The organism is Streptomyces sp. WAC07094, from assembly GCF_036320405.1.
In the GTDB taxonomy this organism is placed as follows: domain Bacteria; phylum Actinomycetota; class Actinomycetes; order Streptomycetales; family Streptomycetaceae; genus Streptomyces; species Streptomyces lannensis.
Genome location: NZ_JAVMJZ010000001.1, coordinates 3,731,456 through 3,752,596, shown reverse-complemented (window position 1 = coordinate 3,752,596; position 21,141 = coordinate 3,731,456). Strand labels below are relative to the sequence as shown.

The 21,141-nt window shown below is 71.1% G+C and carries 19 protein-coding genes; 10 read left to right on the top strand and 9 right to left on the bottom strand.

Annotation, left to right across the window (positions count from 1 at the left end):
- Positions 1-14 precede the first annotated feature (14 nt).
- Positions 15-1,064, top strand: coding sequence for a 1-acyl-sn-glycerol-3-phosphate acyltransferase (locus tag RCR19_RS16520; protein WP_331265846.1), 1,050 nt, complete (start codon positions 15-17; stop codon positions 1,062-1,064).
- A 79-nt stretch (positions 1,065-1,143) separates the two neighbouring features.
- Here RCR19_RS16520 and RCR19_RS16515 read toward each other — a convergent pair whose 3' ends face one another.
- From RCR19_RS16515 to RCR19_RS16505, 3 genes are all read right to left on the bottom strand, one after another.
- On the bottom strand, positions 1,144-2,394 hold the full coding sequence (locus tag RCR19_RS16515) for a DUF5667 domain-containing protein (RefSeq protein WP_331265845.1): 1,251 nt from the start codon (positions 2,392-2,394) through the stop codon (positions 1,144-1,146).
- Between the two features lie 243 nt (positions 2,395-2,637).
- Positions 2,638-3,414 (bottom strand): ECF subfamily RNA polymerase sigma factor, BldN family, encoded by a 777-nt coding sequence (locus RCR19_RS16510; protein ID WP_331265844.1) that lies wholly within the window; start codon positions 3,412-3,414, stop codon positions 2,638-2,640.
- A 703-nt stretch (positions 3,415-4,117) separates the two neighbouring features.
- Positions 4,118-5,044 carry an HAD-IB family hydrolase gene (locus RCR19_RS16505; protein ID WP_331265843.1) on the bottom strand — a complete coding sequence of 309 codons (927 nt, stop codon included), beginning with the start codon at positions 5,042-5,044 and terminating at the stop codon, positions 4,118-4,120.
- A 173-nt stretch (positions 5,045-5,217) separates the two neighbouring features.
- On the opposite strand from RCR19_RS16505, the gene RCR19_RS16500 reads away from it, so the two are divergent.
- The 6 genes from RCR19_RS16500 to hemB all read left to right on the top strand — a co-directional run bounded on the left by RCR19_RS16500 (position 5,218) and on the right by hemB (position 12,128).
- Positions 5,218-5,502 (top strand): glutaredoxin family protein, encoded by a 285-nt coding sequence (locus tag RCR19_RS16500; RefSeq protein ID WP_331265842.1) that lies wholly within the window; start codon positions 5,218-5,220, stop codon positions 5,500-5,502.
- Between the two features lie 311 nt (positions 5,503-5,813).
- Positions 5,814-6,572, top strand: coding sequence for a redox-sensing transcriptional repressor Rex (locus RCR19_RS16495; RefSeq protein WP_331265841.1), 759 nt, complete (start codon positions 5,814-5,816; stop codon positions 6,570-6,572).
- Positions 6,569-8,332, top strand: a complete 1,764-nt coding sequence (locus RCR19_RS16490) for a glutamyl-tRNA reductase (RefSeq protein ID WP_331265840.1) — start codon at positions 6,569-6,571, stop codon at positions 8,330-8,332. Before RCR19_RS16495 ends, RCR19_RS16490 begins: the two co-directional genes overlap by 4 nt.
- Positions 8,329-9,294, top strand: a complete 966-nt coding sequence (gene hemC / locus RCR19_RS16485) for a hydroxymethylbilane synthase (protein ID WP_331265839.1) — start codon at positions 8,329-8,331, stop codon at positions 9,292-9,294. The genes RCR19_RS16490 and hemC overlap by 4 nt, the downstream gene beginning before the upstream one ends.
- Positions 9,291-10,997 (top strand): uroporphyrinogen-III synthase, encoded by a 1,707-nt coding sequence (locus RCR19_RS16480; RefSeq protein WP_331265838.1) that lies wholly within the window; start codon positions 9,291-9,293, stop codon positions 10,995-10,997. The genes hemC and RCR19_RS16480 overlap by 4 nt, the downstream gene beginning before the upstream one ends.
- Positions 10,998-11,135: 138 nt before the next feature.
- Entirely contained in the window at positions 11,136-12,128 is a 993-nt protein-coding gene (hemB, locus tag RCR19_RS16475) for a porphobilinogen synthase (protein WP_331265837.1), read from the top strand.
- Positions 12,129-12,238: 110 nt separating this feature from the next.
- On the opposite strand, the gene RCR19_RS16470 is transcribed toward hemB, so the two are convergent.
- Entirely contained in the window at positions 12,239-13,171 is a 933-nt protein-coding gene (locus tag RCR19_RS16470; protein WP_331265836.1) for an aminoglycoside phosphotransferase family protein, read from the bottom strand.
- Between the two features lie 162 nt (positions 13,172-13,333).
- On the opposite strand from RCR19_RS16470, the gene RCR19_RS16465 reads away from it, so the two are divergent.
- A complete protein-coding gene (locus tag RCR19_RS16465) occupies positions 13,334-14,539 on the top strand; it encodes a PLP-dependent aminotransferase family protein (RefSeq protein WP_331265835.1) in 1,206 nt (401 codons plus the stop codon).
- A gap of 10 nt (positions 14,540-14,549) precedes the next feature.
- On the opposite strand, the gene RCR19_RS16460 is transcribed toward RCR19_RS16465, so the two are convergent.
- The 3 genes from RCR19_RS16460 to RCR19_RS16450 are packed head-to-tail and all read right to left on the bottom strand — an operon-like array spanning position 14,550 to position 16,427.
- Positions 14,550-15,368, bottom strand: coding sequence for a DUF4253 domain-containing protein (locus tag RCR19_RS16460; protein ID WP_331265834.1), 819 nt, complete (start codon positions 15,366-15,368; stop codon positions 14,550-14,552).
- Between the two features lie 35 nt (positions 15,369-15,403).
- Positions 15,404-15,601: a DUF397 domain-containing protein gene (locus RCR19_RS16455; protein ID WP_331265833.1), complete on the bottom strand. Its 198-nt coding sequence runs from the start codon at positions 15,599-15,601 to the stop codon at positions 15,404-15,406.
- On the bottom strand, positions 15,558-16,427 hold the full coding sequence (locus tag RCR19_RS16450) for a helix-turn-helix transcriptional regulator (RefSeq protein ID WP_331265832.1): 870 nt from the start codon (positions 16,425-16,427) through the stop codon (positions 15,558-15,560). The genes RCR19_RS16455 and RCR19_RS16450 overlap by 44 nt, the downstream gene beginning before the upstream one ends.
- 122 nt (positions 16,428-16,549) lie before the next feature.
- On the opposite strand from RCR19_RS16450, the gene RCR19_RS16445 reads away from it, so the two are divergent.
- Positions 16,550-16,963: an ATP-binding protein gene (locus RCR19_RS16445; RefSeq protein WP_331269460.1), complete on the top strand. Its 414-nt coding sequence runs from the start codon at positions 16,550-16,552 to the stop codon at positions 16,961-16,963.
- On the opposite strand, the gene RCR19_RS16440 is transcribed toward RCR19_RS16445, so the two are convergent.
- Positions 16,953-17,705 (bottom strand): DUF4232 domain-containing protein, encoded by a 753-nt coding sequence (locus RCR19_RS16440; RefSeq protein ID WP_331265831.1) that lies wholly within the window; start codon positions 17,703-17,705, stop codon positions 16,953-16,955. The genes RCR19_RS16445 and RCR19_RS16440 overlap by 11 nt on opposite strands.
- A 225-nt stretch (positions 17,706-17,930) precedes the next feature.
- On the opposite strand from RCR19_RS16440, the gene RCR19_RS16435 reads away from it, so the two are divergent.
- Positions 17,931-19,307: a helix-turn-helix domain-containing protein gene (locus RCR19_RS16435; protein WP_331265830.1), complete on the top strand. Its 1,377-nt coding sequence runs from the start codon at positions 17,931-17,933 to the stop codon at positions 19,305-19,307.
- Between the two features lie 66 nt (positions 19,308-19,373).
- Here the strand turns inward: RCR19_RS16435 and argS are convergent, their stop codons facing one another.
- Positions 19,374-21,137 carry an arginine--tRNA ligase gene (gene argS / locus RCR19_RS16430; protein WP_331265829.1) on the bottom strand — a complete coding sequence of 588 codons (1,764 nt, stop codon included), beginning with the start codon at positions 21,135-21,137 and terminating at the stop codon, positions 19,374-19,376.
- Positions 21,138-21,141: the final 4 nt, after the last annotated feature.

Sequence of the window (21,141 nt, the reverse complement as noted above, 5' to 3'; positions counted from 1 at the left end):
GGAGCGCATCAACGATGGCGGACGCCAAGGTCATTCCGTTCGACGACGACCGGTCCCGCGGGGCTGCCGCGCAGCGGCCGCAGCGCCGCCGTAGCGCGGGGAACCGGCGCAAGGGCGATCCCGCGGCGGTCCGCGAGGTGCAGCCTCTGCCCAGCGGGGAGATCCCGCAGGATGATGTTCCTGTGACGCCTGAGCAAAAGCCGCAGGCCGCTCCCGGGGAGGGCGGCGGGCTGGAGCGACGTATCGCCGGGGGGCTGGCCTTCCTGCGCCGCCGTCTCACGGGCGAGTACGAGGTCGACGACTTCGGCTACGACGAGGAGCTCACCGACCAGGTCCTGATGTCGCTGCTGCGGCCGGTGTACGAGAAGTACTTCCGCGTCGAGGTGAAGGGCATCGAGAACATCCCGTCCAAGGGCGGGGCGCTGATCGTCGCCAATCACTCCGGCACGCTCCCGCTGGACGGCCTGATGATGCAGGTCGCCGTGCACGACAACCACCCGGCCGGCCGCCATCTCAGGCTTCTCGCGGCCGACTTGGTCTTTGTCCTCCCGGTGATCAACGAGCTGGCCCGCAAGGCGGGGCACACCCTCGCATGCGCGGAGGACGCCGAGCGCCTGCTCGAGCGCGGCGAACTGGTCGGTGTGATGCCCGAGGGCTTCAAGGGCATCGGCAAGCCGTTCAGCGAGCGCTACAAGCTGCAGCGCTTCGGCCGCGGCGGATTCGTCTCCACGGCGCTGCGCGCAGGCACCCCGATCATCCCGTGCTCGATCGTCGGGGCCGAGGAGATCTACCCGATGATCGGGAACGCGAAGACCCTCGCCCGGCTGCTGGGCTTCCCGTACTTCCCGATCACCCCGACGTTCCCGTGGCTGGGCCCGCTGGGCGCGATCCCGCTGCCGACGAAGTGGACGATCCAGTTCGGCGAGCCGATCCTCACGGACGGCTATCCGCCGGAGGCCGCCGAGGACCCGATGCTCATGTTCAACCTGACGGACCAGGTCAGGGAGCAGATCCAGCACACGCTGTACAAGCTGCTTGTGCAGCGGCGCTCGGTGTTCTTCTGATCCTGCCGCTGTGCCCGGTACGAGGACGGGGCGCCCCTGCCATCAGGGGCGCCCCGTCCTCGTGTGTGTCCTACGGGCCCTACCTGCTCTCCTCGCTGTCGATCCCCAGGCCGGGCAGAAGGCCGGGGAGCAGCGGCGGGAGCGTCACGTTCGTCCCCGACGAGGGGCTCTTGCTCGACGACGGGGAGCTGCTGCCGGTGTCCTTCGGCGGGTCCAGCAGACCGCCCGTGTTGCCGCCGAGCAGGCCGTCACCGCCGCTCTGGGAGGCGGACGGCTCGGGTGTCTCGCCGCTGCGGCTGCCGGAGGCGGAGCCGCCGGTGGCGCTGGGCGCGGGTGCGTCCGTGCCGGCGGAGTCGGTGGCACCCGGAGCGGAGCTCCGGGGTCGGCCCGAGCCACCTTGGGACGGCGCCTGCGGCAGCAGTGACTGCAGCGGGGCGACTTCCTGGTCTATGGCGTCGAAGACCGACGTCACCTGCTGACTGACGTCGCCGAGTTGGACCGGAAGCCGGTCGCGCAGAGCGCCCCACGCCTCGCGGTGCGACTGGGAGAAGGTGGAGAGGGTCTGGATCGGGGCGAGGGAACCGTCCCGCTCGTATGCCTCGTGCAGCAGGCGGTGGCCCTCGGAGGCGTCGTGCTGCATGCCGGACAGGGTGCGCCGGATCTCGCCCACGGACTCGTGGTCGAGCTGGCCGGCACGGCCGCGCTCCATCAGCCGACGGGCCTCGTTCAGCCGGGTGGAGGCCTGGTCGAGATAGAGCCGCCCGCGGTCGTTGTCCCCTTCGGCCATGCCGAGTTTGACGTCCTCGATGCCGCGTTTGAGGCCGTAGAGCGAGTCACCCGGCAGCGCGTCTGAACTGGCAGCGGCCACTCCTCCGAAGGACGCGGCGGCCACTCCGACACCGAGCCCCCCGGCGGCAAGGCCCTTGGTGAGCCGTGTGCGCGGGCGGAACTTCCCCAACGGGCTTGCCCGGTGGGCGCCACGGGCCCGGTGGGACCGCGGCCCCGTCGTGGCGCTGCCCTTCTGGCTGGGTACCGAAGGGTTCGCCGCTTCGCCCCCCAGGGCTGTGCCCTCCTGAAGCATGGCCTCCATCGCTGCGACCAACCGCGCGCGCTGGACGACCTTCACCTCGGGGTCGAGCTCCGGCCTCGGCAGCTCGTCGAGTCGGGTCGCGAGGGCCAACAGGCAGGCCTGCTCGGTCCGTTCCGCGGAATCCGGGGCCGGAGCCGAACCTCCGTGCGGCTCGGCCACCGTGCCCCGGTCGTCGGACTGGTCCTCCAAGGCCTGGGCGAAGGCGTTCGCCCGCCGGTGCGCCGATACGTTCGCGATCACTGGCGGCACCTCCTCTCATCATGACGGTCGACTCCCCAGGGGATCCTGAGGGTTGCACGCACTGACCACGTCCACACGATCGGGTGGCCGGGGACGGTCAGGGGTGACTACAGGGAGCCTGTATCCCGCACAACGAGCGGCTCGGCACTTGGGTTACGGACGACGGATGATCGGACCGCGAACTCAAAGGCCGTGTACGCAGGGTGAGTTGAGCGTCGCCGAGCGTGTGCGGAGCGTGCGGGTTCAGCGGGCGTCTTCGGGCAGCAGCCGGGCCAGGGTGCGGACGGCCCGGTACTGGAGGGTCTTGATCGCGCCCTCGTTCTTCCCCATCACACGGGCGGTCTCGGCGACGGAGAGGCCCTGGAGGAAGCGCAGCGTCACGCACTCCTGCTGCTGGGGGTTGAGCCGGCGCACGGCGTCGAGCAGTGCGGCGTTGGAGAGGGACTCGAGGACGGAGTCCTCCGGGGACCGCTCGACCTCGTTGGCGTCGAGCATCTCCCCGGTGGTGACCTCGAGCCGGAAGCGGCTCGACTTGAAGTGGTCGGCGACGAGGTTGCGCGCGATGGTGACGAGCCATGCACCGAAGTCGCGGCCCTGCCAGGTGAAGGTGCCGATCCGGCGCAGGGCGCGCAGAAATGTCTCGCTGGTGAGGTCCTCGGCGGTCGCCCTGCCGCCCACCCGGTAGTAGATGTAGCGGTACACGGTGTCGCTGTACTGGTCGTACAGGCGCCCGAATGCGTCGGCCTCGCCCGCCTGGGCGCGCTCCACGAGGTCCATCATGCGGGCGCTGTCACTGTCCGCAGCCGGTCGGCGTGCGGTGGTGGCGGCCGAGCCGGAGCGGCCCCGTCGGCCACCGACCGCAGCGCTGCCGTCGGCCAGTGCGTAGCACGGGCCGATCGGTGCGGCGGTGGCGAAAGCGGGCACGGCGTACGCGGTGGGGACGAAGCCGCGCAGCAGGTCGAGGACCGTTGCGCGCAGCGTAGCCAGGCCCGAGGCGTCAACCCCGACGTGTGGGTACACGGGACTCCCAGAGGCAGAGCTTCCATCACGTGCAGTACGGAACCGTTCACCCGTCGTAGCGACGGAGAGGTACCGGATTGCGTCTGAGGAGAATAACGCTTAGTACAGGCAGCACTACACCCAGTTGCTCAAACAATCGATTACGTCGCTTCTGTAACCGATTGACGCCCACTCAAGTGCCCTAGAGTGACCGTTTGTTGATCGGAAGAGTTCGTCTTCCGTCTCGGTACGGGGCGTGTTGTGGCCGGGTGGGCGAAGGGCGTGTGGTGGGGAGGGTGCGGGGGTATGACCCCGGAACTGTGCCTGCGACCCGGGCGAGGCGCGCACGTGAACAGTTGCCGCCATGTGCGGACGGACCCGCGCCGGTCCGGCCCACCGTCCCGCCGTCACGCACAGTCACATAGAGGGGCCGGGGTGCCCGGACGCGACGGCGCCTTTCCCCGTCCCGGGACGGCGGGGAAATGCGACGGGCCGCTGGTCCGGGCGCCTGTGGGCCCCGGTGCCCGAGGCGGAGTGGTCGCCCGGGGCGCACACGTTCGGTACAGGCGGAGGGGCGGTCGCCCGGCGCACACCTGTCTCGTGCCCGTGGTGGCGCGATCGCCCGGCGCACACCTGTCTCGTGCCCGTGGTGGCGCGATCGCCCGGCGCACAGCCGTCCGGTGCCCGCCGCGGCGGTGCGGTGCCGCTTCGCTGGGCGCGTCGTTCAGCGGCGGCGGCGGTGCAGCGCGATGGCCGCCGCCGTGCCGCCCGCCACCGCGCCCACGCCGGCCGCCGCGGGAAGGCCGACCTTCGCCGCCTTGCGGGCCGTGCGGTAGTCGCGCAGGCGCCAGTCCTGGGCGCGGGCGTGTTTGCGCAGCTTCGTGTCCGGGTTGATCGCGTAGGGGTGGCCCACCAGCGAGAGCATCGGGATGTCGTTGTGGGAGTCGCTGTACGCCGCGCAGCGTGAGAGGTCCAGGCCCTCCGCCGTCGCCAGCGCGCGTACCGCCTCCGCCTTCGCCGGTCCGTGCAGGGGCTCGCCCACCAGCTTGCCCGTGTACACGCCGTCGACCGACTCCGCCACCGTGCCGAGCGCCCCGGTCAGGCCCAGACGGCGCGCGATGACCGTGGCGATCTCCACGGGCGCGGCGGTGACCAGCCACACCTTCTGGCCGGCGTCCAGGTGCGCCTGTGCCAGCGCCCGGGTGCCCGGCCAGATCCGCTCCGCCATGTACTCGTCGTAGATCTCCTCGCCGATCGACATCAGCTCGGAGACGCGGTGGCCCTTGACGATCGAGAGCGCCGAGTCGCGGGCGTCCTGCATGTGCTCGGGGTCCTCCACCCCGGCCAGCCGGAACCACGCCTGCTGCCAGGCGAACTTGGCCAGGTCGCGCGTCTCGAAGAACTTCCGCTTGTACAGGCCCCGGCCGAAGTGGAACAGCGCGGCGCCCTGCATCACGGTGTTGTCCAGGTCGAAGAACGCCGCTGCCTTGTCGTCCCCGAGCACCGGAAAGTCCGGCTCCTGGTCGGAGTCGTCCTGCGGCACGGTGTCCTGCGAGGACTTGCGCGCGGCCTCCGCCGAGGCCTCGCCTGCCAAAACGCTCCGCGCCGTGGCGGAGCGCCTACGGGGAGTGAGCCATCCGAGAGCGGCCATGTCGTGAGCATAGCCAGTCTGTTCGGTGGTTCCGGAGTCGAGAGGTTTGGAGGCTGTGAACTCTCCGCGACCGTGTCGTTAAAGAAGTGATGTCGTCGGCGTGGCGGCGGGCCGGCGGCCCGGGGTGCCGGGTCGACGCGCTCGGGCTCCCCCTTCCGCCCGGCGGGGCGAGAATGGCCGACATGAGTCCCATCTTTCGACGCAGGACCGACCAGGACCCCCGCGACCGGATCGTGACCCTCATCCGCAAGCCCGGCTGCCATCTCTGCGACGACGCACAGATCGTCGTCGAGAAGGTCTGCGGTGAACTCGGCGTGTCCTGGGAGCGGAAGGACATCACCGAGGACGAGGAGCTCAACCGCCGGTACTGGGAGCAGATCCCCGTCGTGCTGGTCGACGGCGAGCAGCACACGTTCTGGCGTGTGAACGAGGAGCGCCTGCGCAAGGCACTGGCCTAGAAGCCGGCGCCCGCGTGACCTGACTGAGTAGTCCAACTGATCCGGAAAGTCGCTTAGGATCGATGGCGAATGGTCTCGGGGGCGTGGATCGTTGAGGAGAGTGTGCGGTTTTGCCCCCAGATCGCAAGGAACGGCGGGGTGTGTGCGCCGGTTCCGTACCCATGCGCCGGGTGTGCGTGACCCCGGTCACGTTGGCCGGGCAAATCGGACACCATCTTTGTGCACGCGTTCACAAAGACATAGCCTGCATTCGACGGGGCGGTCTGGGGACGCATGACCGCCTGCAGCCCCGCGCTACCCGCAGGAGCACCGTGGCAACTGGCCGAACTCACCGACCGGCGACCCGCAGCCGAGGGATTCCCGAGGCCACCGTCGCCAGGCTTCCGCTGTACCTCCGAGCCCTGACAGCACTGTCGGAGCGCTCGGTACCCACGGTCTCCTCCGAGGAGCTGGCCGCCGCCGCGGGCGTCAACTCCGCGAAGCTGCGCAAGGACTTCTCCTACCTCGGCTCCTACGGGACCCGGGGCGTGGGCTACGACGTCGAGTATCTCGTGTACCAGATCTCCCGCGAACTGGGCCTGACCCAGGACTGGCCGGTTGTGATCGTCGGTATCGGTAACCTCGGCGCGGCGCTGGCCAACTACGGTGGATTCGCCTCGCGCGGTTTCCGGGTCGCGGCGCTCATCGACGCCGACCCGGCGATGGCCGGAAAGCCGGTCGCCGGCATTCCCGTGCAGCACACGGACGACCTGGAAAAGATCATCGAGGACAACGGCGTGTCCATCGGCGTCATCGCCACCCCCGCGGGCGCCGCCCAGCAGGTCTGCGACCGGCTCGTGGCGGCGGGTGTGACCTCCATCCTGAACTTCGCGCCGACCGTGCTGTCCGTCCCGGACGGCGTCGACGTGCGCAAGGTGGACCTCTCCATCGAGCTGCAGATCCTCGCCTTCCACGAGCAGCGCAAGGCGGGCGAGGAGGCCCTGCCCGACGGCCTGCCGACCGCCGCGGCGGCCACCGACTCCGCCGACCAGGGGCCCGACGGGGACGTCCCCGCCGTGATGCCGGCATGAGTCTCCTCGTCGTAGGGCTGAGCCATCGGAGCGCTCCCGTCAGCGTCCTGGAGCGGGCCGCGCTGAGCGCGGACGCCCAGTCCAAGCTGCTCCAGGACACGGTCGCCGCCGAGCCGGCCGCCGAGGCCGCGGTGCTCGCCACCTGCAACCGCATCGAGCTGTACGCCGACGTGGACAAGTTCCACGCGGGCGTCGCGGAGCTGTCCACCCTGCTCGCCCAGCACAGCGGGGTCGGCCTCGAGGAGCTCACCCCCCACCTCTACGTGCACTACGAGGACCGGGCCGTCCACCATCTGTTCTCGGTGGCCTGCGGTCTGGACTCGATGGTCGTCGGCGAGGGCCAGATCCTCGGCCAGATCAAGGACTCCCTGGCCGTCTCGCAGGAGCAGCACACGGCCGGACGGCTGCTGAACGACCTGTTCCAGCAGTCGCTGCGGGTCGGCAAGCGCGCCCACTCCGAGACGGGCATCGACCGGGCGGGCCAGTCGCTGGTGACCTTCGGCCTCGAGCAGCTGGCGGACGGTACGCCGGTGGAGACCTGGGCGTCGGGCAGGCGCGCCCTCGTGATCGGCGCCGGCTCGATGTCCTCCCTGGCGGCCGCGACCCTCGCCCGCGCCGGGGTGAGCGAGGTCGTCGTCGCCAACCGCACGCTGGAGCGTGCCCGGCGGCTCGCGCAGATCCTGACGGAGGACGACGGCACGGACGTGGCGGCACGTGCGGTACCGATGGAGACGGTGCCGGACGAGCTGACACGTGCCGACGTCGTGGTCTCCTGCACGGGCGCGACCGGGCTGGTCCTCACGGCCCAGGCGGTCGCCGAGGCGCTCGAGGGGCGCGTGGACGGCTCTCCCGCCCCCCTCGCACCCGTGGTCCCGGCTCCCCTCGCGGGCGCCGGGTCCGTCCGTGCCGCCGAGGCGCCGGCGGAGGCGGGGGACGAACTTCCTCCCACGAGCCTCGGCGCCGAGGACGGCTGCCCGCTGGATCTGTCGGCCGTCCAGGGCACCGCCGGGTTCTCCGTGCTGGGCGAGGCGGCCGTCGCCGGGATGGGCGCCGCCGAGCTCGAGCAGCACGCGGCCTGGGTCGACAAGGGCGACAAGGAGCGCAGCGGCCGTCCGGCCGGCGGAGCCGACCCCGAGGCCGAGGCCGAACTCATCACCGCACTCGCCGCCACCGCGGCGACGGCCGGCCGGATCCCCGAGCGCCGGCGTCCCGAGCCCGTCCTGCCTGCCCCCCGGCCGGCACCCGTGCTGTCGATCCTCGACCTCGCGATGCCGCGGGACGTCGACGCGGCCGTGCACCGCCTGCCCGGGGCGCGCCTCGTCGACATCGAGTCGCTCGCCGAGGCCTCCGCCGACGCGCCCATGGCCGCCGACGTCGATCAGGTGCGGCGGATCGTCTCCGACGAGGTCACCGCGTTCGACGCCGCCCAGCGCGCGGCGCACATCACACCGACCGTCGTCGCGCTCCGCACGATGGCCGCCGACGTGGTGGCGAACGAGATCTCGCGCCTGGAAGGACGGCTCCCGGAGCTCGACGACAAGCACCGGGCCGAGATCACCCAGACCGTGCGGCGCGTGGTGGACAAGCTCCTGCACGCGCCGACCGTACGGGTCAAGCAGCTTGCCGCCGAGCCCGGCGGCGCCGGGTACGCGGACGCGCTGCGCACCCTCTTCGACCTCGACCCCGAGACGGTCGCCTCCGTCTCCCGGGCCGCGGACACCGAGAACACCGAGAACGCCAAGAACCGAGGGCGAGCATGAGTGAGCCACGCGAGCCATTGAGGCTCGGGACCAGGCGCAGCAAGCTGGCCATGGCCCAGTCCGGGCAGGTAGCGGACGCCGTGAGCCGCATGACCGGACGGCCCGTGGAGCTCGTGGAGATCACGACGTACGGCGACACCTCCCGCGAGCACCTCGCCCAGATGGGCGGCACGGGTGTGTTCGTGACGGCGCTGCGCGACGCGCTGCACAGGGGCGAGGTGGACTTCGCCGTGCACTCGCTCAAGGACCTGCCGACCGCGCAGCCCGAGGAGCTGGCGCTGGCGGCCGTGCCCGTGCGGGAGGACCCGCGCGACGTGGTCGTCGCGCGTGACGCCCTGAAGTTCACCGACCTGCCCCGCGGTGCGCGCATCGGCACCGGTTCGCCGCGCCGGATGGCGCAGCTGAACGCCTATGCGCTCGGCCACGGCCTCGACATCGAGACCGTCCCGATCCGCGGCAACGTCGACACCCGGATCGGATACGTCCGTGACGGCAGGCTGGACGCCGTGGTCCTCGCCGCCGCCGGTCTGACCCGCATCGGCCGGATAGACGAGGCGACCGACTTCCTGTCGGTCGACACGGTTCTGCCCGCCCCCGGCCAGGGGGCACTGGCGATCGAATGTGCCGCGGACAACGCGGACCTGATCGCCTCGCTCGCCCGGCTCGACGACCCCTTCACCCGGGTCGCCGTAACCGCCGAGCGGTCCCTGCTCGCCGCCCTGGAGGCCGGCTGCAGCGCCCCTGTGGGCGCACTGGCCGACCTGCTGGCCGACGGGCAGATTGTCAAGGAAATGCGCCTGCGCGGCGTCGTCGGGACCCCCGACGGCCGGTCGCTGGTGCAGCTGTCCACCACCGGTCCCGTGCCCGAGACGCACGACCAGGCGATGACGCTCGGTCGCGAACTCGCTGCCGAGATGCTTGCCCAGGGCGCGGCCGGTCTGATGGGGGAGCGAGCACATTGAGCCCCACCACCCTTCCCGCCGGCAATGAACCCGGATACGTCACCTTCCTCGGTGCCGGACCCGGAGATCCGGGACTTCTCACCCTGCGCGCCGTCGAGGCGCTGGCGAACGCGGACGTCATCGTCGGCGAGCAGGACGTGCTCGCCGTTGTGCGCGCGCATGCCAGAACGGGCGTCGCCGTCGTCACCACGGGCCCGGACCCCGCCAGGGGTGCGCTTCCGGGCACGGGCACGCCTCAACTAGCGGTAGTCGACGGTGAGTCGACAGCCGCTGGTGTCCCTGCGTCGAGGGATGCCGCACATCTTGTCATGGAGGCCGCGAGGGGCGGCAGGCGGGTCGTCCGTGCGGTGACGGGGGACCCCGGCCTGGACGTGTACGCGACCGGCGAGATGCTGGCGTGCGCCGCGAGCGGTGTTCCGTTCGAGGTCGTGCCCGGTATCGCCACCGCCGTGGGTGTGCCCGCGTACGCGGGTGTGCCGCTGCGGGACGCACAGGGCACGGACGTACGGTTCGTGGACGCGCGGACCGCCTCGGACCGCTGCTGGACCGAGGTCGGCGCCTCCGACGGCACCGTCGTGGTCTCCACGACCCTGGACTCGGTGGCGGCCGCCGCCGGCGAGCTGGTGGCGGCGGGCCGCAAGCCGGACACGCCGCTGACGGTGACCGTCGCCGGTACGACCACCCGGCAGCGCACCTGGACCGCGACGCTCGGCTCCATCGCACAGACGCTGAAGCAGGCGAAGGTGCTGCCGTCCCCCGAGGGCGGCCGCCCGGTGATAGCCGTGGTCGGTGAGCGTTCCGCCGCCGCCCAGCGCGACCAGTTGTCGTGGTTCGAGTCCAAGCCGCTGTTCGGCTGGAAGGTGCTCGTCCCGCGCACGAAGGAGCAGGCGGTGTCGCTCTCCGACCAACTGCGGTCGTACGGCGCCGTGCCGCACGAGGTGCCGACGATCGCGGTCGAGCCCCCGCGCACGCCCCAGCAGATGGAGCGCGCCGTCAAGGGCCTGGTGACGGGCCGGTACGAGTGGATCGCGTTCACGTCGGTCAACGCGGTGAAGGCGGTCCGGGAGAAGTTCGAGGAGTACGGGCTCGACGCGCGCGCCTTCGCGGGCATCAAGGTGGCCGCGGTGGGCGAGCAGACGGCGAAGGCGCTGGTCGCCTTCGGCGTGAAGCCGGACCTGGTGCCGAGCGGGGAGCAGTCCGCCGCCGGCCTGCTGGAGGACTGGCCGCCGTACGACCCGGTGTTCGACCCGATCGACCGGGTGTTCCTGCCCCGTGCCGACATCGCCACGGAGACCCTGGTCGCCGGCCTGATCGAGCTCGGCTGGGAGGTGGACGACGTCACCGCCTACCGGACGGTCCGCGCCTCGCCCCCGCCGGCCGAGACCCGGGAGGCGATCAAGGGCGGCGGCTTCGACGCGGTCCTGTTCACGTCGTCCTCGACGGTCCGGAACCTCGTCGGTATCGCGGGCAAGCCGCACAATGTGACGGTCATCGCCTGTATCGGTCCCGCCACGGCGAAGACGGCGGAGGAGCACGGACTGCGGGTGGACGTCATGGCTCCGGAGCCGTCCGTCCACAAGCTGGCCCAGGCGCTGGCGGACTTCGGCCTGAAGCGGCGTGCTGCCGCCCTGGAGGCCGGGGACCCGGTGACGCGTCCCAGCGAGCGGCGCCCGGGGGCGCGGCGGCGCAGGTCGACCACCTGATCCGGCCGGTCGGTTCTTGTGCCTCGGGGGTGCTCCGGTTCGCGGAGCACCCCCGAGGCACATCCGCGTTCGGCAGGGGCCCATACTCCGACATAGCGTCGGCAAAGGCTCGCCCCGGCCGGGCGTAGCGTAGACGGCATGACGAAGTACGGATCCTTCCCCGGTACGCGTCCCCGTCGTCTGCGTACCACCCCCGTCATGCGCCGTATGGTCGCCGAGACCCGGCTGCACCCGGCCGACTTCATCCTCCCGGCGTTCGTGCGGGAGGGCATCGCCGAGCCCGTGCCGATCTCGTCGATGCCGGGCGTCGTGCAGCACACCCGGGACAGCCTCAAGAAGGCGGCCGTGGAGGCGGCGGAGGCGGGGATCTCCGGGATCATGCTCTTCGGTGTGCCGGAGGAGTCGAAGAAGGACGCCGTGGGCACGCCGGGGACCGACCCGGAAGGGATCCTCCAGGTCGCCATCGGCGATGTGCGTGCCGAGGTCGGGGACGACCTCCTCGTCATGTCCGACCTGTGTCTGGACGAGGTCATCGACCACGGCCACTGCGGTGTGCTCGACGCCCAGGGGCGGGTCGACAACGACGCCACTCTCGAGCGGTACGCCGAGATGGCACAGGTACAGGCCGACGCGGGTGCCCATGTCGTCGGGCCCAGCGGCATGATGGACGGCCAGATCGGGGTCGTCAGGGACGCGCTGGACCAGATCGGGCGCGAGGACGTCGCGATCCTCGCCTACACCGCCAAGTACTCCTCCGCCTTCTACGGCCCGTTCCGCGAGGCCGTCGCCTCGTCCCTGAAGGGCGACCGCAAGACCTACCAGCAGGACCCCGCGAACTGGCGGGAGTCCCTGCGGGAACTCGCCCTCGACCTGGAGGAGGGCGCCGACATGGTGATGGTCAAGCCGGCCGGTCCCTACCTCGACGTCCTGGCGAGGGTGGCGGACGCGGTCGACGTGCCCGTCGCCGCGTATCAGATCTCCGGTGAGTACGCGATGATCGAGGCCGCCGCGGAGAAGGGCTGGGTCGACCGCGACCGCGCGATCCTCGAGACCCTGACCGGCATCAAGCGGGCCGGTGCGCGCTCCATCCTGACGTACTGGGCCACCGAGGTCGCACGGCAGCTGCGCTAGCCCCCCGCCCTCGTCTCGGCACATCGGGGCCGTCGGTGAGGCACGCGGTGCGGTGTCCTTCGCCGGCCGGGGCGAGGAGTCCGCAGCGGGACCCGATCACCCTGCGCCGGTCAGCCCTTCGTGCCGAACCACAGCTCGGCGAGTGCGTCGATGCGCGGTTCGGAAGGGGACGGAAGCTCGTCCAGACAGAAGGGCAGGTCGCTGTACACGTGCAGCAGCGTGTACGCGAGCAGTTGGTACGGGTCGTGCGGTGAGCGCCCGTAGGCCTCGTAGAAGCGGCGGAGCTGGCGTGGGTCGCCGCGCGTGACGAACAGGCCCGCGTTCACGAAGTCGTACGCGGGGTCGCCGATCATCGCGGGCTCGAAGTCGAAGAGCCCGGTCAGCCGACGGCCGTCGCGCATGTCGATGGTCAGGTGCTCCGGCATGAACTCGGTGTGGAGCAGGGCCAGGTCGGTCGATGCGGGCAGCGGAACCGAGTCCAGGAACTCGGGGATCCCGCTCAGCCATGGCTCTCCCACGCCGTTCGCGGTGTGGTGCCCCGTGGCCCGGGCGCGCCGGCGGTCCAGGAACGCGCCCCAGTCGGTGGGGCCGAGGACGTCCGTCAGCGGCGCGTGGTTCATCGCGTGCAGGGCGGCGAGCGTCTCGGCCGACTCCGTGACGATCCGGTCCTGGTCCGCCGCCGTGAGACGTGGCCATGCCTCGGCGACGCTCAGGCCGGGCAGCCGGGACATCAGCACGAACCGCCAGCCGTTGGAGTACTCGTCCGTGGCGTGCAGCCGCGGTGTGGGCAGCGGAAGTTGACCCCAGAGGTGGGCCAGGACCCGCGCCTCCCTGATCGCTTCCGTCATCTCGAACCGTGGATACAGCTTCAGCACCAGATCGCCGCCGACCGCGTACACGGGGCGCGAACCGTCGTCGAAGCGCCGCACCGGCAGTCCGACGAGCCCGAGACGGTCGCAGACGTCGAGTGCGGCCGGGCGCAGTACCGCCTCGTCCGAGACCATCGCTTCCAACTCGTCGATCGTGTCCACGCTGGGCAGCATGGGCCGCATGCTAGAGCCCAAGAACGGTCGTCCGCATGACGATACGAGGTTGTTGCATGGGGCAGCCATGCCCCCGGGCGCGCGAACGAGACGGTTTCGAGCGGCGTGCCGACGGGGGTTCCTCGCCGTGCGGGCGCCGGTGTCACACAAGGAGCCGCCGCCGTGACCTTCATCAACAGTGCGATCACCGGTTCGCCGCAGCCCGCGTTCGCCGCCCGGGTCGCCTCCGTCGGCGGCTCTCCCGTACGGGACATCCTGGCCGTCACCGCTCGTCCCGAAGTCGTCAACTTCGCGGGGGGACTGCCCGCTCCCGGTCTCTTCGACTCGGAAGGCGTGACCGCCGCCTTTCACGCCGTGCTGACCGGGGCCGCGCGGCAGGCGCTGCAGTACTCCACGACGGAGGGCGAGCCCGGGCTCAGGGCCGCGCTCGCGGACCGCACCTCCGTGCGCGGTCTGGCCACGGACGCCGACGACCTGCTCGTCACCACCGGCTCGCAGCAGGCGCTGTCCCTGCTCGCGACGGCCCTGCTCGACCCCGGCGACACGGTTCTCGTCGAAAGCCCCTGCTACCTCGCGGCCCTTCAGGTGTTCAGCTTCGCCGGCGCCCGGATCGTGCCCGTGCCCGGCGACGCGGACGGGATCGATCCGGACGCGCTGGATGAACTGGTGGTCGGGGAGCGTCCCAAGCTGCTCTACACGGTCCCCACCTTCCAGAACCCCACCGGCCGCACCCTGTCGGCCGACCGCCGTGCGGCGGTCGCGCGGGTCGCCGCCCGGCACGGGCTGTGGATCGTCGAGGACGACCCGTACGGCGAACTCCGCTTCGAGGGCGAGCGTGTGCCCTGGATCTCCTCCTACGAGGACGCGGGCGACCGCAGTGTGCTGCTCGGTTCCTTCTCCAAGGTCATGGCGCCGGGGCTGCGGCTCGGCTGGCTGCGGGCACCGGCGGCCCTGCGGCGGGCGTGCGCGGTCGCCAAACAGGCCGCCGACCTGCATACGCCGACCGTCAACCAGCTCGCCGCGGCCCGCTACCTGGCCGACCGTGATCTGGACGGCCATGTGACCCGGGTCGCCGCCGCCTACCGCGAACGACGGGACGCCATGCTCGCCGGACTTCCGGACGCGCTGCCGGAGGGATCGGACTGGAACCGGCCCGAGGGCGGCATGTTCCTGTGGGCCCGCCTTCCCGAGGCGTACGACACGACGGCCCTGCTGCCGCGCGTGGTCGAACAGGATGTGGCGTACGTCCCCGGCGCGCCCTTCTATGCGGGCGCGCCGGATCGGTCGACGATGCGGCTGTGCTTCGTCACGCACACGCCGGAGGAGATCGCCGAGGGACTGCGGCGCCTGGGGAGGGCACTGGACTAGGGCGAGCGGGTCAGTCCCACCAGAAGGACCAGATCCTGCGGCCCAGGACGTCGTGTTCGGCGTACTTCCGCAGCGTGTCGTGGTGCCCCTGGGTGATGTTGTCCGGGCAGAAGGCGAAGTGCTCGGCGGCGACCTCCTCCGCCTCGGCGGCGGTGGTCGGCGGCGCCGCCACCGACAGCACGAGCTGGTCGAAGGTGAGCGCGACGACCCGTATGCCGAAGCGGTCCTCCCAGGAGCGGAGCACGGCACACAGACGGGCCGTGTCGGTCTCGTGGTTCAGGGGCCCGCCCCAGCCGATGGCCGCGGGGATGTCGGCGGAACGACGGGCCGGAACCAGGGCGAGGCGCGGCTCCTTGAACCAGGAGCCCTCCTCCAGCAGGGAGTCGGCGACCTCGGCGGCGCGCGCGTCGGGGTCGGCCGTCAGCCGGGGAGCGGCGGCGAGTCCCGGCCACTGCGGGCCGAAGGGGGCGAGTATCCCGTCGAGTTCGTCGTCGGCGTCCTCGTCGCCCCAGAACTCGGCCAGTACCTCCTCGGCGTCGTGATCGCCGGGGTACGACATCTCGCCCGGCATCAACTCCCATTCCTCGGGCCCGCCCTGCGTGCCGCCGACGTCCACGAGGACCGGGAGGAGGCCCGCCCGCGCCCCGGGCGAACCCAGCCGCGCCCAGTTGCCGGAGGACGCGGGGCGCCCGGCATGCCACAGCAGCGGCTCGTGCCAAGGCCCGTCGTCCGTCGCGTCGATCAGACTCCCGGGCGGGAGTTCGAGCCCGAGCACGCGCCCGCTCGGATCGGCCGCCAACCGAGGCAGCGGATTGGGAAGTGTCGCCATGCCGGTGACTGTAGGGGCAGCCACTGACAACGGCTCTAGCGGGTCGCGTAGTCCGTGAACGCGGCCCAGGCCTCCGGAGAGACGGTGAAGATGGGCCCGGTGGGGTTCTTGGAGTCACGGATGTGGACCGCGCGGTCGGTCCCGAAGTCATCGCTTGCGAAGGCGACCTCGAGGCATTCGCCGCCCTCACTACCGCTGTAGGTCGACGTGAACCACTGAAGTGCGCTGCTCACCTTGTTCTCCTAGCAGACGGTCCAACAGGCGTTGCGACTCCTGTGGTGTGAGGGCCTGTGTTCGCAGCATCGCATACTTGCGCGCCAGGATGGACACCTCGCTCGGGTCGGACACCCATTGGCTGCCCCGCTGCCCTTCGATGTAGGCCAAGTGCTGGTGATCCGGGGTCTCCAAGAGGATGAAGGGGCCGTCGAGCCCGGCATGGGATGGACTGTCCAGAGGCAGGAACTGCAAGGAAAGACCCGGAAGTTCGCTGTACTCGCGCAGGTGGCGCAGTTGCTCGCGGCGGACGTGCGCGCCACCGATGTCAAGGTGCAGCACCGGTTCCCAGACGATGAAACTCACCGTCGGCGGGGTCTTTCGGTGCAGCACGTCGCGGCGGCCTGTGCGGGCGGCGGTTCTGGTCTCGATCTCGTCCTCGTCGTAGGCAGGAACACGTTCGCGCAAAACGGCTCGTGCGTACTGCTCGGTCTGGAGGAGGCCGGGCAGAACCTGGCTGGCATACAGGGAAAGTGAGACCGCCTCACGCTCGTGCTGCACATACAGCTCCGCCCACAACGGGAACTGGTCGATCTCCGGAAGGTTCGCCACCCCGGCCGACAACATCCCCTTGGTCCCCAGGAGTTCGTCCAGCGACGCGGCCAGGTCCGGCTTCAGCGGACGTCGGCCCTGCTCGATCGACGCGATGGTCTCCTCGTCGATCATCAACCGCTCGCCGAGGGACCTTTGGGTGAAGCCGGCCGCGCGGCGGGCCGTGCCGAGTTGTACGCCCAGCATCCTCATGGCCGAGAGGTTCTTCTTCCGCGGAAGCTTCCTGGAGTTCATGCCGGACCCACTCCCCGCACCTGCCCGTACGTGACCCCGAACGAACCCGTACAAAAAATCTGTACGGGCTCACCCGGTGATCCAAGGTAGTCACTCTCCGCAACACTCGTCCCGTGAACGAGATGATTCAACTCCCGCCCCTGCGCGAGAGGTTCTTCCGGCGCGAGCGACGTTCCGTCCCGGCCGCCAGGCGGTTCGCCCACGAGACCCTGACCGGCTGGGGGCTCACCGGAGGCGGGCGGCGGGACGACGTGCTGCTGTGCGTCAGCGAGCTGGCGACCAACGCGCTGATGCACGGTGTGCCGCCGGGCCGCCAGTTCCGGGTGTTCCTGCGGTACGACCGCGTGGTGCTGCGGGTGGAGGTGCACGACAGCGGGCCCGGCGTCCCCCGTGTCCTCGACGAGGCGGGTGAGGGCGGCCGGGGCCTTCTGCTGGTCGCCGCGCTCGCCGACAAGTGGGGTGTCGGCGAGCGGGAACTCGGCAAGGTGGTGTGGTGCGAGTTCGCCTCCCCACCACCCGGGGACCTCACCAGGTGAGGGCGTCGGCCGCGGTCGTCTGCCAGTACGTCGCGGTCAGCTCGCTGTCGTAGTGGACGCCCTTGGCGGGCAGCTTCACCTCGGCCGTCGGGCCCGCGTCACTGCGCGGGGTCCGCCCCTGGAAGAGGACGGTCAGCTTGTGGCCCGTCGTGCCGTTCTCTCCGCTACCGTCGGCGGCGGAGAGACGCACACCCGCGTAGCCGGACTCACCGGGGGCGAGCGTGGTGACGGCCTGCGGCCGGCTCTCCTCGAACGCCCCGGGCGCCCACTGCATCTCGTCGAACCGCAGGAAGGGGTAGTACGTCAGGGCGCACGGCCGCGAGCCGGTGTTCGTGGCGGTGATCAGCATGTGGTCGACAGGACGGGACACCTCCTGGGCGGTGACGCGGGTGTTGGCGCCGTTGCACAGGACAGGGGAGGCGGTCGTCGTCCCGCTGCCCTTGCCGGAGCCGGAGCCGGAGCCGGAGCCCGCGGAACCCGCGCCGGTCCCCTTGCCCGTGTGGGACGCCGCGTCCGACCCCTGCGTGGTCGACGACCCGGATCCCGAACCCGTTTGCGAGGAACCGGTGTTCTGTGCGGCCGGGCTGTGCACCGCGGACGACACGGTCGGTGTCGACGACGCCTTGCCCTCGTCCTGTGTGCCCATGCCGCTCTGGCACGCCGTCAGGGCCAGAGCGGCGAGCGCGGCCGTGGTGGTGGCGAGCAGTGCGGTGCGGGGGCGGGCGGTGCGGAGGGTGCGCATGGCTGGATACCTCGTTCGCGGTTCCGGGATGGAGCACGCCGCCCGGCCGGTCGGCGGGAGCGGCGTGCTTGGATGGCCTGAAGCCTGCGGGGCGATGTGTCCCAGCCGCTACGACCGACGGACCATCAGGGACACTGGAACGCCCGCAGTAGCGTTGAGCTGGGGGAACGAGGTGTCTCTGGGATGCCGGGACGGGATGCGGGAAGCGGAGGAATGGTGTCGGGGGTGGATGCGGCAGACGCGTTCGGGCAGTCGCTGCGGGAGTTGAAGGAGCGGTCCGGGCTGAGTTACGGGCTGCTGGCCAAGCGGCTCCACATGAGCACGTCGACGCTGCACCGCTACTGCAACGGGGATGTCGTGCCGACCGACTACGCGCCCGTGGAGCGGCTGGCCCGGTTGTGCAAGGCGTCACCCGAAGAACTGGTCGAGCTGCACCGCCGATGGGTGCTGGCCGACGCCGTGCGGGAGAGGAAGGGCAGGACGGCCGCCGTACAAGCGGCGCGCCCCGCCGAGCCGGACGCGGATGCCGGGCCGGGGCAGGAGCGGGCGGACGGGGACTCGGCGGGAAGTACCGTGGAACCGGCGGCCGGTGGTACCGCAGCGGACGGGTCCGGCGCCGCCATGGAGCCGGCGCCGCAGGACGATCGAGGGGCCGTCCACGAGGAGCCGGTCACGGGCGCACGTTCCGGCACCCGCCGGCGCATACGCTCCGCGGTGCTCGTCCCGGTCGGTGCCCTCGCGGTCCTGGGTGCCGCCACACTCGCGTGGAACCCCTTCTCCGGTACCGGGGCGAGCGGTGTACAGAGCCCGCCGCGCGCGTCGTCGACCGTGGGCGGGCGAGGGCCGGCGGTCGGCCTCGGCACCGCGGGCCCGACGGCTCCCTCGCCGTCGCGGTCCGGCGACGGCGCGGACACGGCGGCCGACGCGGGCCGGAGCCCCGGACCGGGTGCCGGCTCGCCGGGCTCGAGCCCCCCGGCGACCGGCCGCGCGGACACGGGCTCGGGCGTACCGCTGACGGTCAACACCCGCCCGTACGCCTGGGAAAACCAGTGCAGCCAGCACTATCTGATCGACCGTTCGGCGCAGCAGGTGCCACCACCGCCCACCGAACAGGACGCCCCGGGCTGGGTGTCGGCCCTCGGCGCGGTGTCGTCCGGGGAGCAGTACGTCTCCCTCACGGTGCAGGGCACCGGCAGCCGGACCGTGGTGCTGGAGGACCTGAGGGTCCGAGTGGTGTCGTCGGACGCGCCCCTGGCCTGGAACGACTACTCCATGGCCGTCGGCTGCGGCGGTGGTGTGGGGACGCAGGCGTTCGGCGTGGACCTGGACGCGGGCCGTCCGTCCGCGGTGCCCGCGCAGGGGCAGCGCGACTTCCCGTTCAAGGTGAGCGAGTCCGATCCCGAGGTCTTTCACGTCCTGGCCCGCAGCGCCGCGCACGATGTGCGCTGGTACCTGGAACTGGAGTGGTCCAGCGGTGCACGGCACGGCACCGTCCGGATCGACGACCACGGCAAGCCGTTCCGGACGAGCGGGGACACGGGACGGCCGGGCTACGACTTCCCGCTCGGCGGCGCGGAGTGGATCACGCGGCAGGGCGGCTGACGCACGAGAGCCCCGCATCCCGGGAACCGGCCCGGGATGCGGGGCGCTTGGCGAGGCGGTGCGCTGTCAGAGCCGCTCGGGCGTCCTGATGCCGAGCAGCGCCATGCCCTCGTGCAAAGTGCGGGCCGTGACGTCGCACAGGAACAGGCGGTTCTCGACCTGATCGGGCGTCTCGGCCTTGAGGACCGGGCACTTGTCGTAGAAGGACGTGTAAAGAGAAGCCAACTGGTACAGATACCCGGCCAGCTTGTGCGGTGCGTACTCCCGGGCGGCCTCCGCCACCGTCTCCGCGAACTGGTCCACGTGCAGGCCTAGTTCGCGCTCGGCATCGGCCAGTTCCAGCTCGGGGTGCGCGGCCGGGCGCACCTCGCCGGCCTTCCGCAGGATCGACTGGATACGGGCGTAGGCGTACTGGAGGTAGACGGACGTGTCGCCGTTCAGCGACACCATCTGGTCGAGGTCGAACTTGTAGTCCCGGCTCGCCGACGTCGACAGGTCCGCGTACTTCACCGCGCCGATGCCCACCTGGGACCCGCGCTCGGTGATCTCCTCCTCGGACAGGTCCTGCGCCTTCTCCCGTACGACGGCGGAGGCGCGCTCGATCGCCTCGTCGAGAAGGTCGACCAGGCGGACCGTCTCGCCCTCACGGGTCTTGAACGGCTTGCCGTCCTTGCCGAGGACCGTGCCGAAGGCGAGCTGGTACGCCTTCACGTCGTCGTTCAGCCAGCCGGCCCGCCGTGCGGTCTCGAAGACCATCTTGAAGTGCAGCGACTGGCGGGCGTCCACGACGTAGATGATCGAGTTCGCCTTGAGGTTGAAGACGCGGTCGCGGATCGCGGAGAGGTCCGTGGCCGCGTAGCCGTAGCCACCGTCCGACTTCCGCACGATCAGCGGCACCGGCTTGCCGTCCGGGCCCTTGACGTCGTCGAAGAAGACGCACAGGGCACCCTCGGAGCGGACCGCCACACCGGACTCCTCCAGCAGGCGGCACGTCTCCTCGAGCATGTCGTTGTAGCCGGACTCACCGACGATGTCGGGGTCACGGATGTCCATGTCCAGCTTGTCGAAGACGGAGAAGAAGTAGATCTTCGACTCGTCGACGAACTTCTGCCACATGGCGAGCGTGCGCGCGTCGCCGGTCTGGAGGTCGACCACCCGGCGCCGGGCCCGCGTCTTGAACTCCTCGTCCGAGTCGAAGAGCCTGCGGGCCGCCTTGTAGAGCCGGTCGAGGTTCGACATCGCCTCTTCGCCGGTGACCTCGGCGGCCTTGTGGTCCAGCTCGTGCGGGTGCTCGTCCAAGTACTGGATGAGCATGCCGAACTGGGTGCCCCAGTCGCCGATGTGGTGGCGCCGGACGACCGTCTCGCCGGTGAACTCCAGGAGCTTGACCACGGAGTCGCCGATCACCGCGGAGCGCAGGTGGCCGACGTGCATCTCCTTGGCCACGTTCGGCTGGGCGTAGTCGATGACCGTGGTGCCCGCGGTCTCGGAGGGCGGCACGCCGAGGCGGCCGTCGGGGTCGGCGGCCCGGGCGGCGAGGTTCTCGGTGATCGCCTTGTCGGTGACCGTGATGTTGAGGAAGCCGGGCCCGGAGACCTCGACGTCCTCGATCAGATCACCCGTGACGACCTTGTCCACGACCTGGGTCGCCAGCTCGCGCGGGTTCGCCTTCGCCTTCTTCGCGAGTGCCAGGATCCCGTTGGCCTGGTAGTCCGCCCGATCGCTTCGTCGCAGCAGCGGGTCCGCGTCGGCGGCCTCGGGCAGGGCGGCCGAGAGGGCGTTCGCGAGGCGCTGCTGGACGGAATCGGTGAGGGACGTGACCGAGGCCATAGGA

Bases quoted from the DNA above. Each gene is read 5' to 3' on its own strand.
- RCR19_RS16520 (WP_331265846.1), top strand. From the start codon at position 15: ATGGCGGACGCCAAGGTCATTCCGTTCGACGACGACCGGTCCCGCGGG.
- RCR19_RS16505 (WP_331265843.1), bottom strand. From the start codon at position 5,044: ATGGCCGCTCTCGGATGGCTCACTCCCCGTAGGCGCTCCGCCACGGCG.
- RCR19_RS16500 (WP_331265842.1), top strand. From the start codon at position 5,218: ATGGCCGACATGAGTCCCATCTTTCGACGCAGGACCGACCAGGACCCC.
- RCR19_RS16490 (WP_331265840.1), top strand. From the start codon at position 6,569: ATGAGTCTCCTCGTCGTAGGGCTGAGCCATCGGAGCGCTCCCGTCAGC.
- hemC (WP_331265839.1), top strand. From the start codon at position 8,329: ATGAGTGAGCCACGCGAGCCATTGAGGCTCGGGACCAGGCGCAGCAAG.
- hemB (WP_331265837.1), top strand. From the start codon at position 11,136: ATGACGAAGTACGGATCCTTCCCCGGTACGCGTCCCCGTCGTCTGCGT.
- RCR19_RS16470 (WP_331265836.1), bottom strand. From the start codon at position 13,171: ATGCTGCCCAGCGTGGACACGATCGACGAGTTGGAAGCGATGGTCTCG.
- RCR19_RS16460 (WP_331265834.1), bottom strand. From the start codon at position 15,368: ATGGCGACACTTCCCAATCCGCTGCCTCGGTTGGCGGCCGATCCGAGC.
- RCR19_RS16450 (WP_331265832.1), bottom strand. From the start codon at position 16,427: ATGAACTCCAGGAAGCTTCCGCGGAAGAAGAACCTCTCGGCCATGAGG.
- RCR19_RS16445 (WP_331269460.1), top strand. From the start codon at position 16,550: ATGATTCAACTCCCGCCCCTGCGCGAGAGGTTCTTCCGGCGCGAGCGA.
- RCR19_RS16440 (WP_331265831.1), bottom strand. From the start codon at position 17,705: ATGCGCACCCTCCGCACCGCCCGCCCCCGCACCGCACTGCTCGCCACC.
- argS (WP_331265829.1), bottom strand. From the start codon at position 21,137: ATGGCCTCGGTCACGTCCCTCACCGATTCCGTCCAGCAGCGCCTCGCG.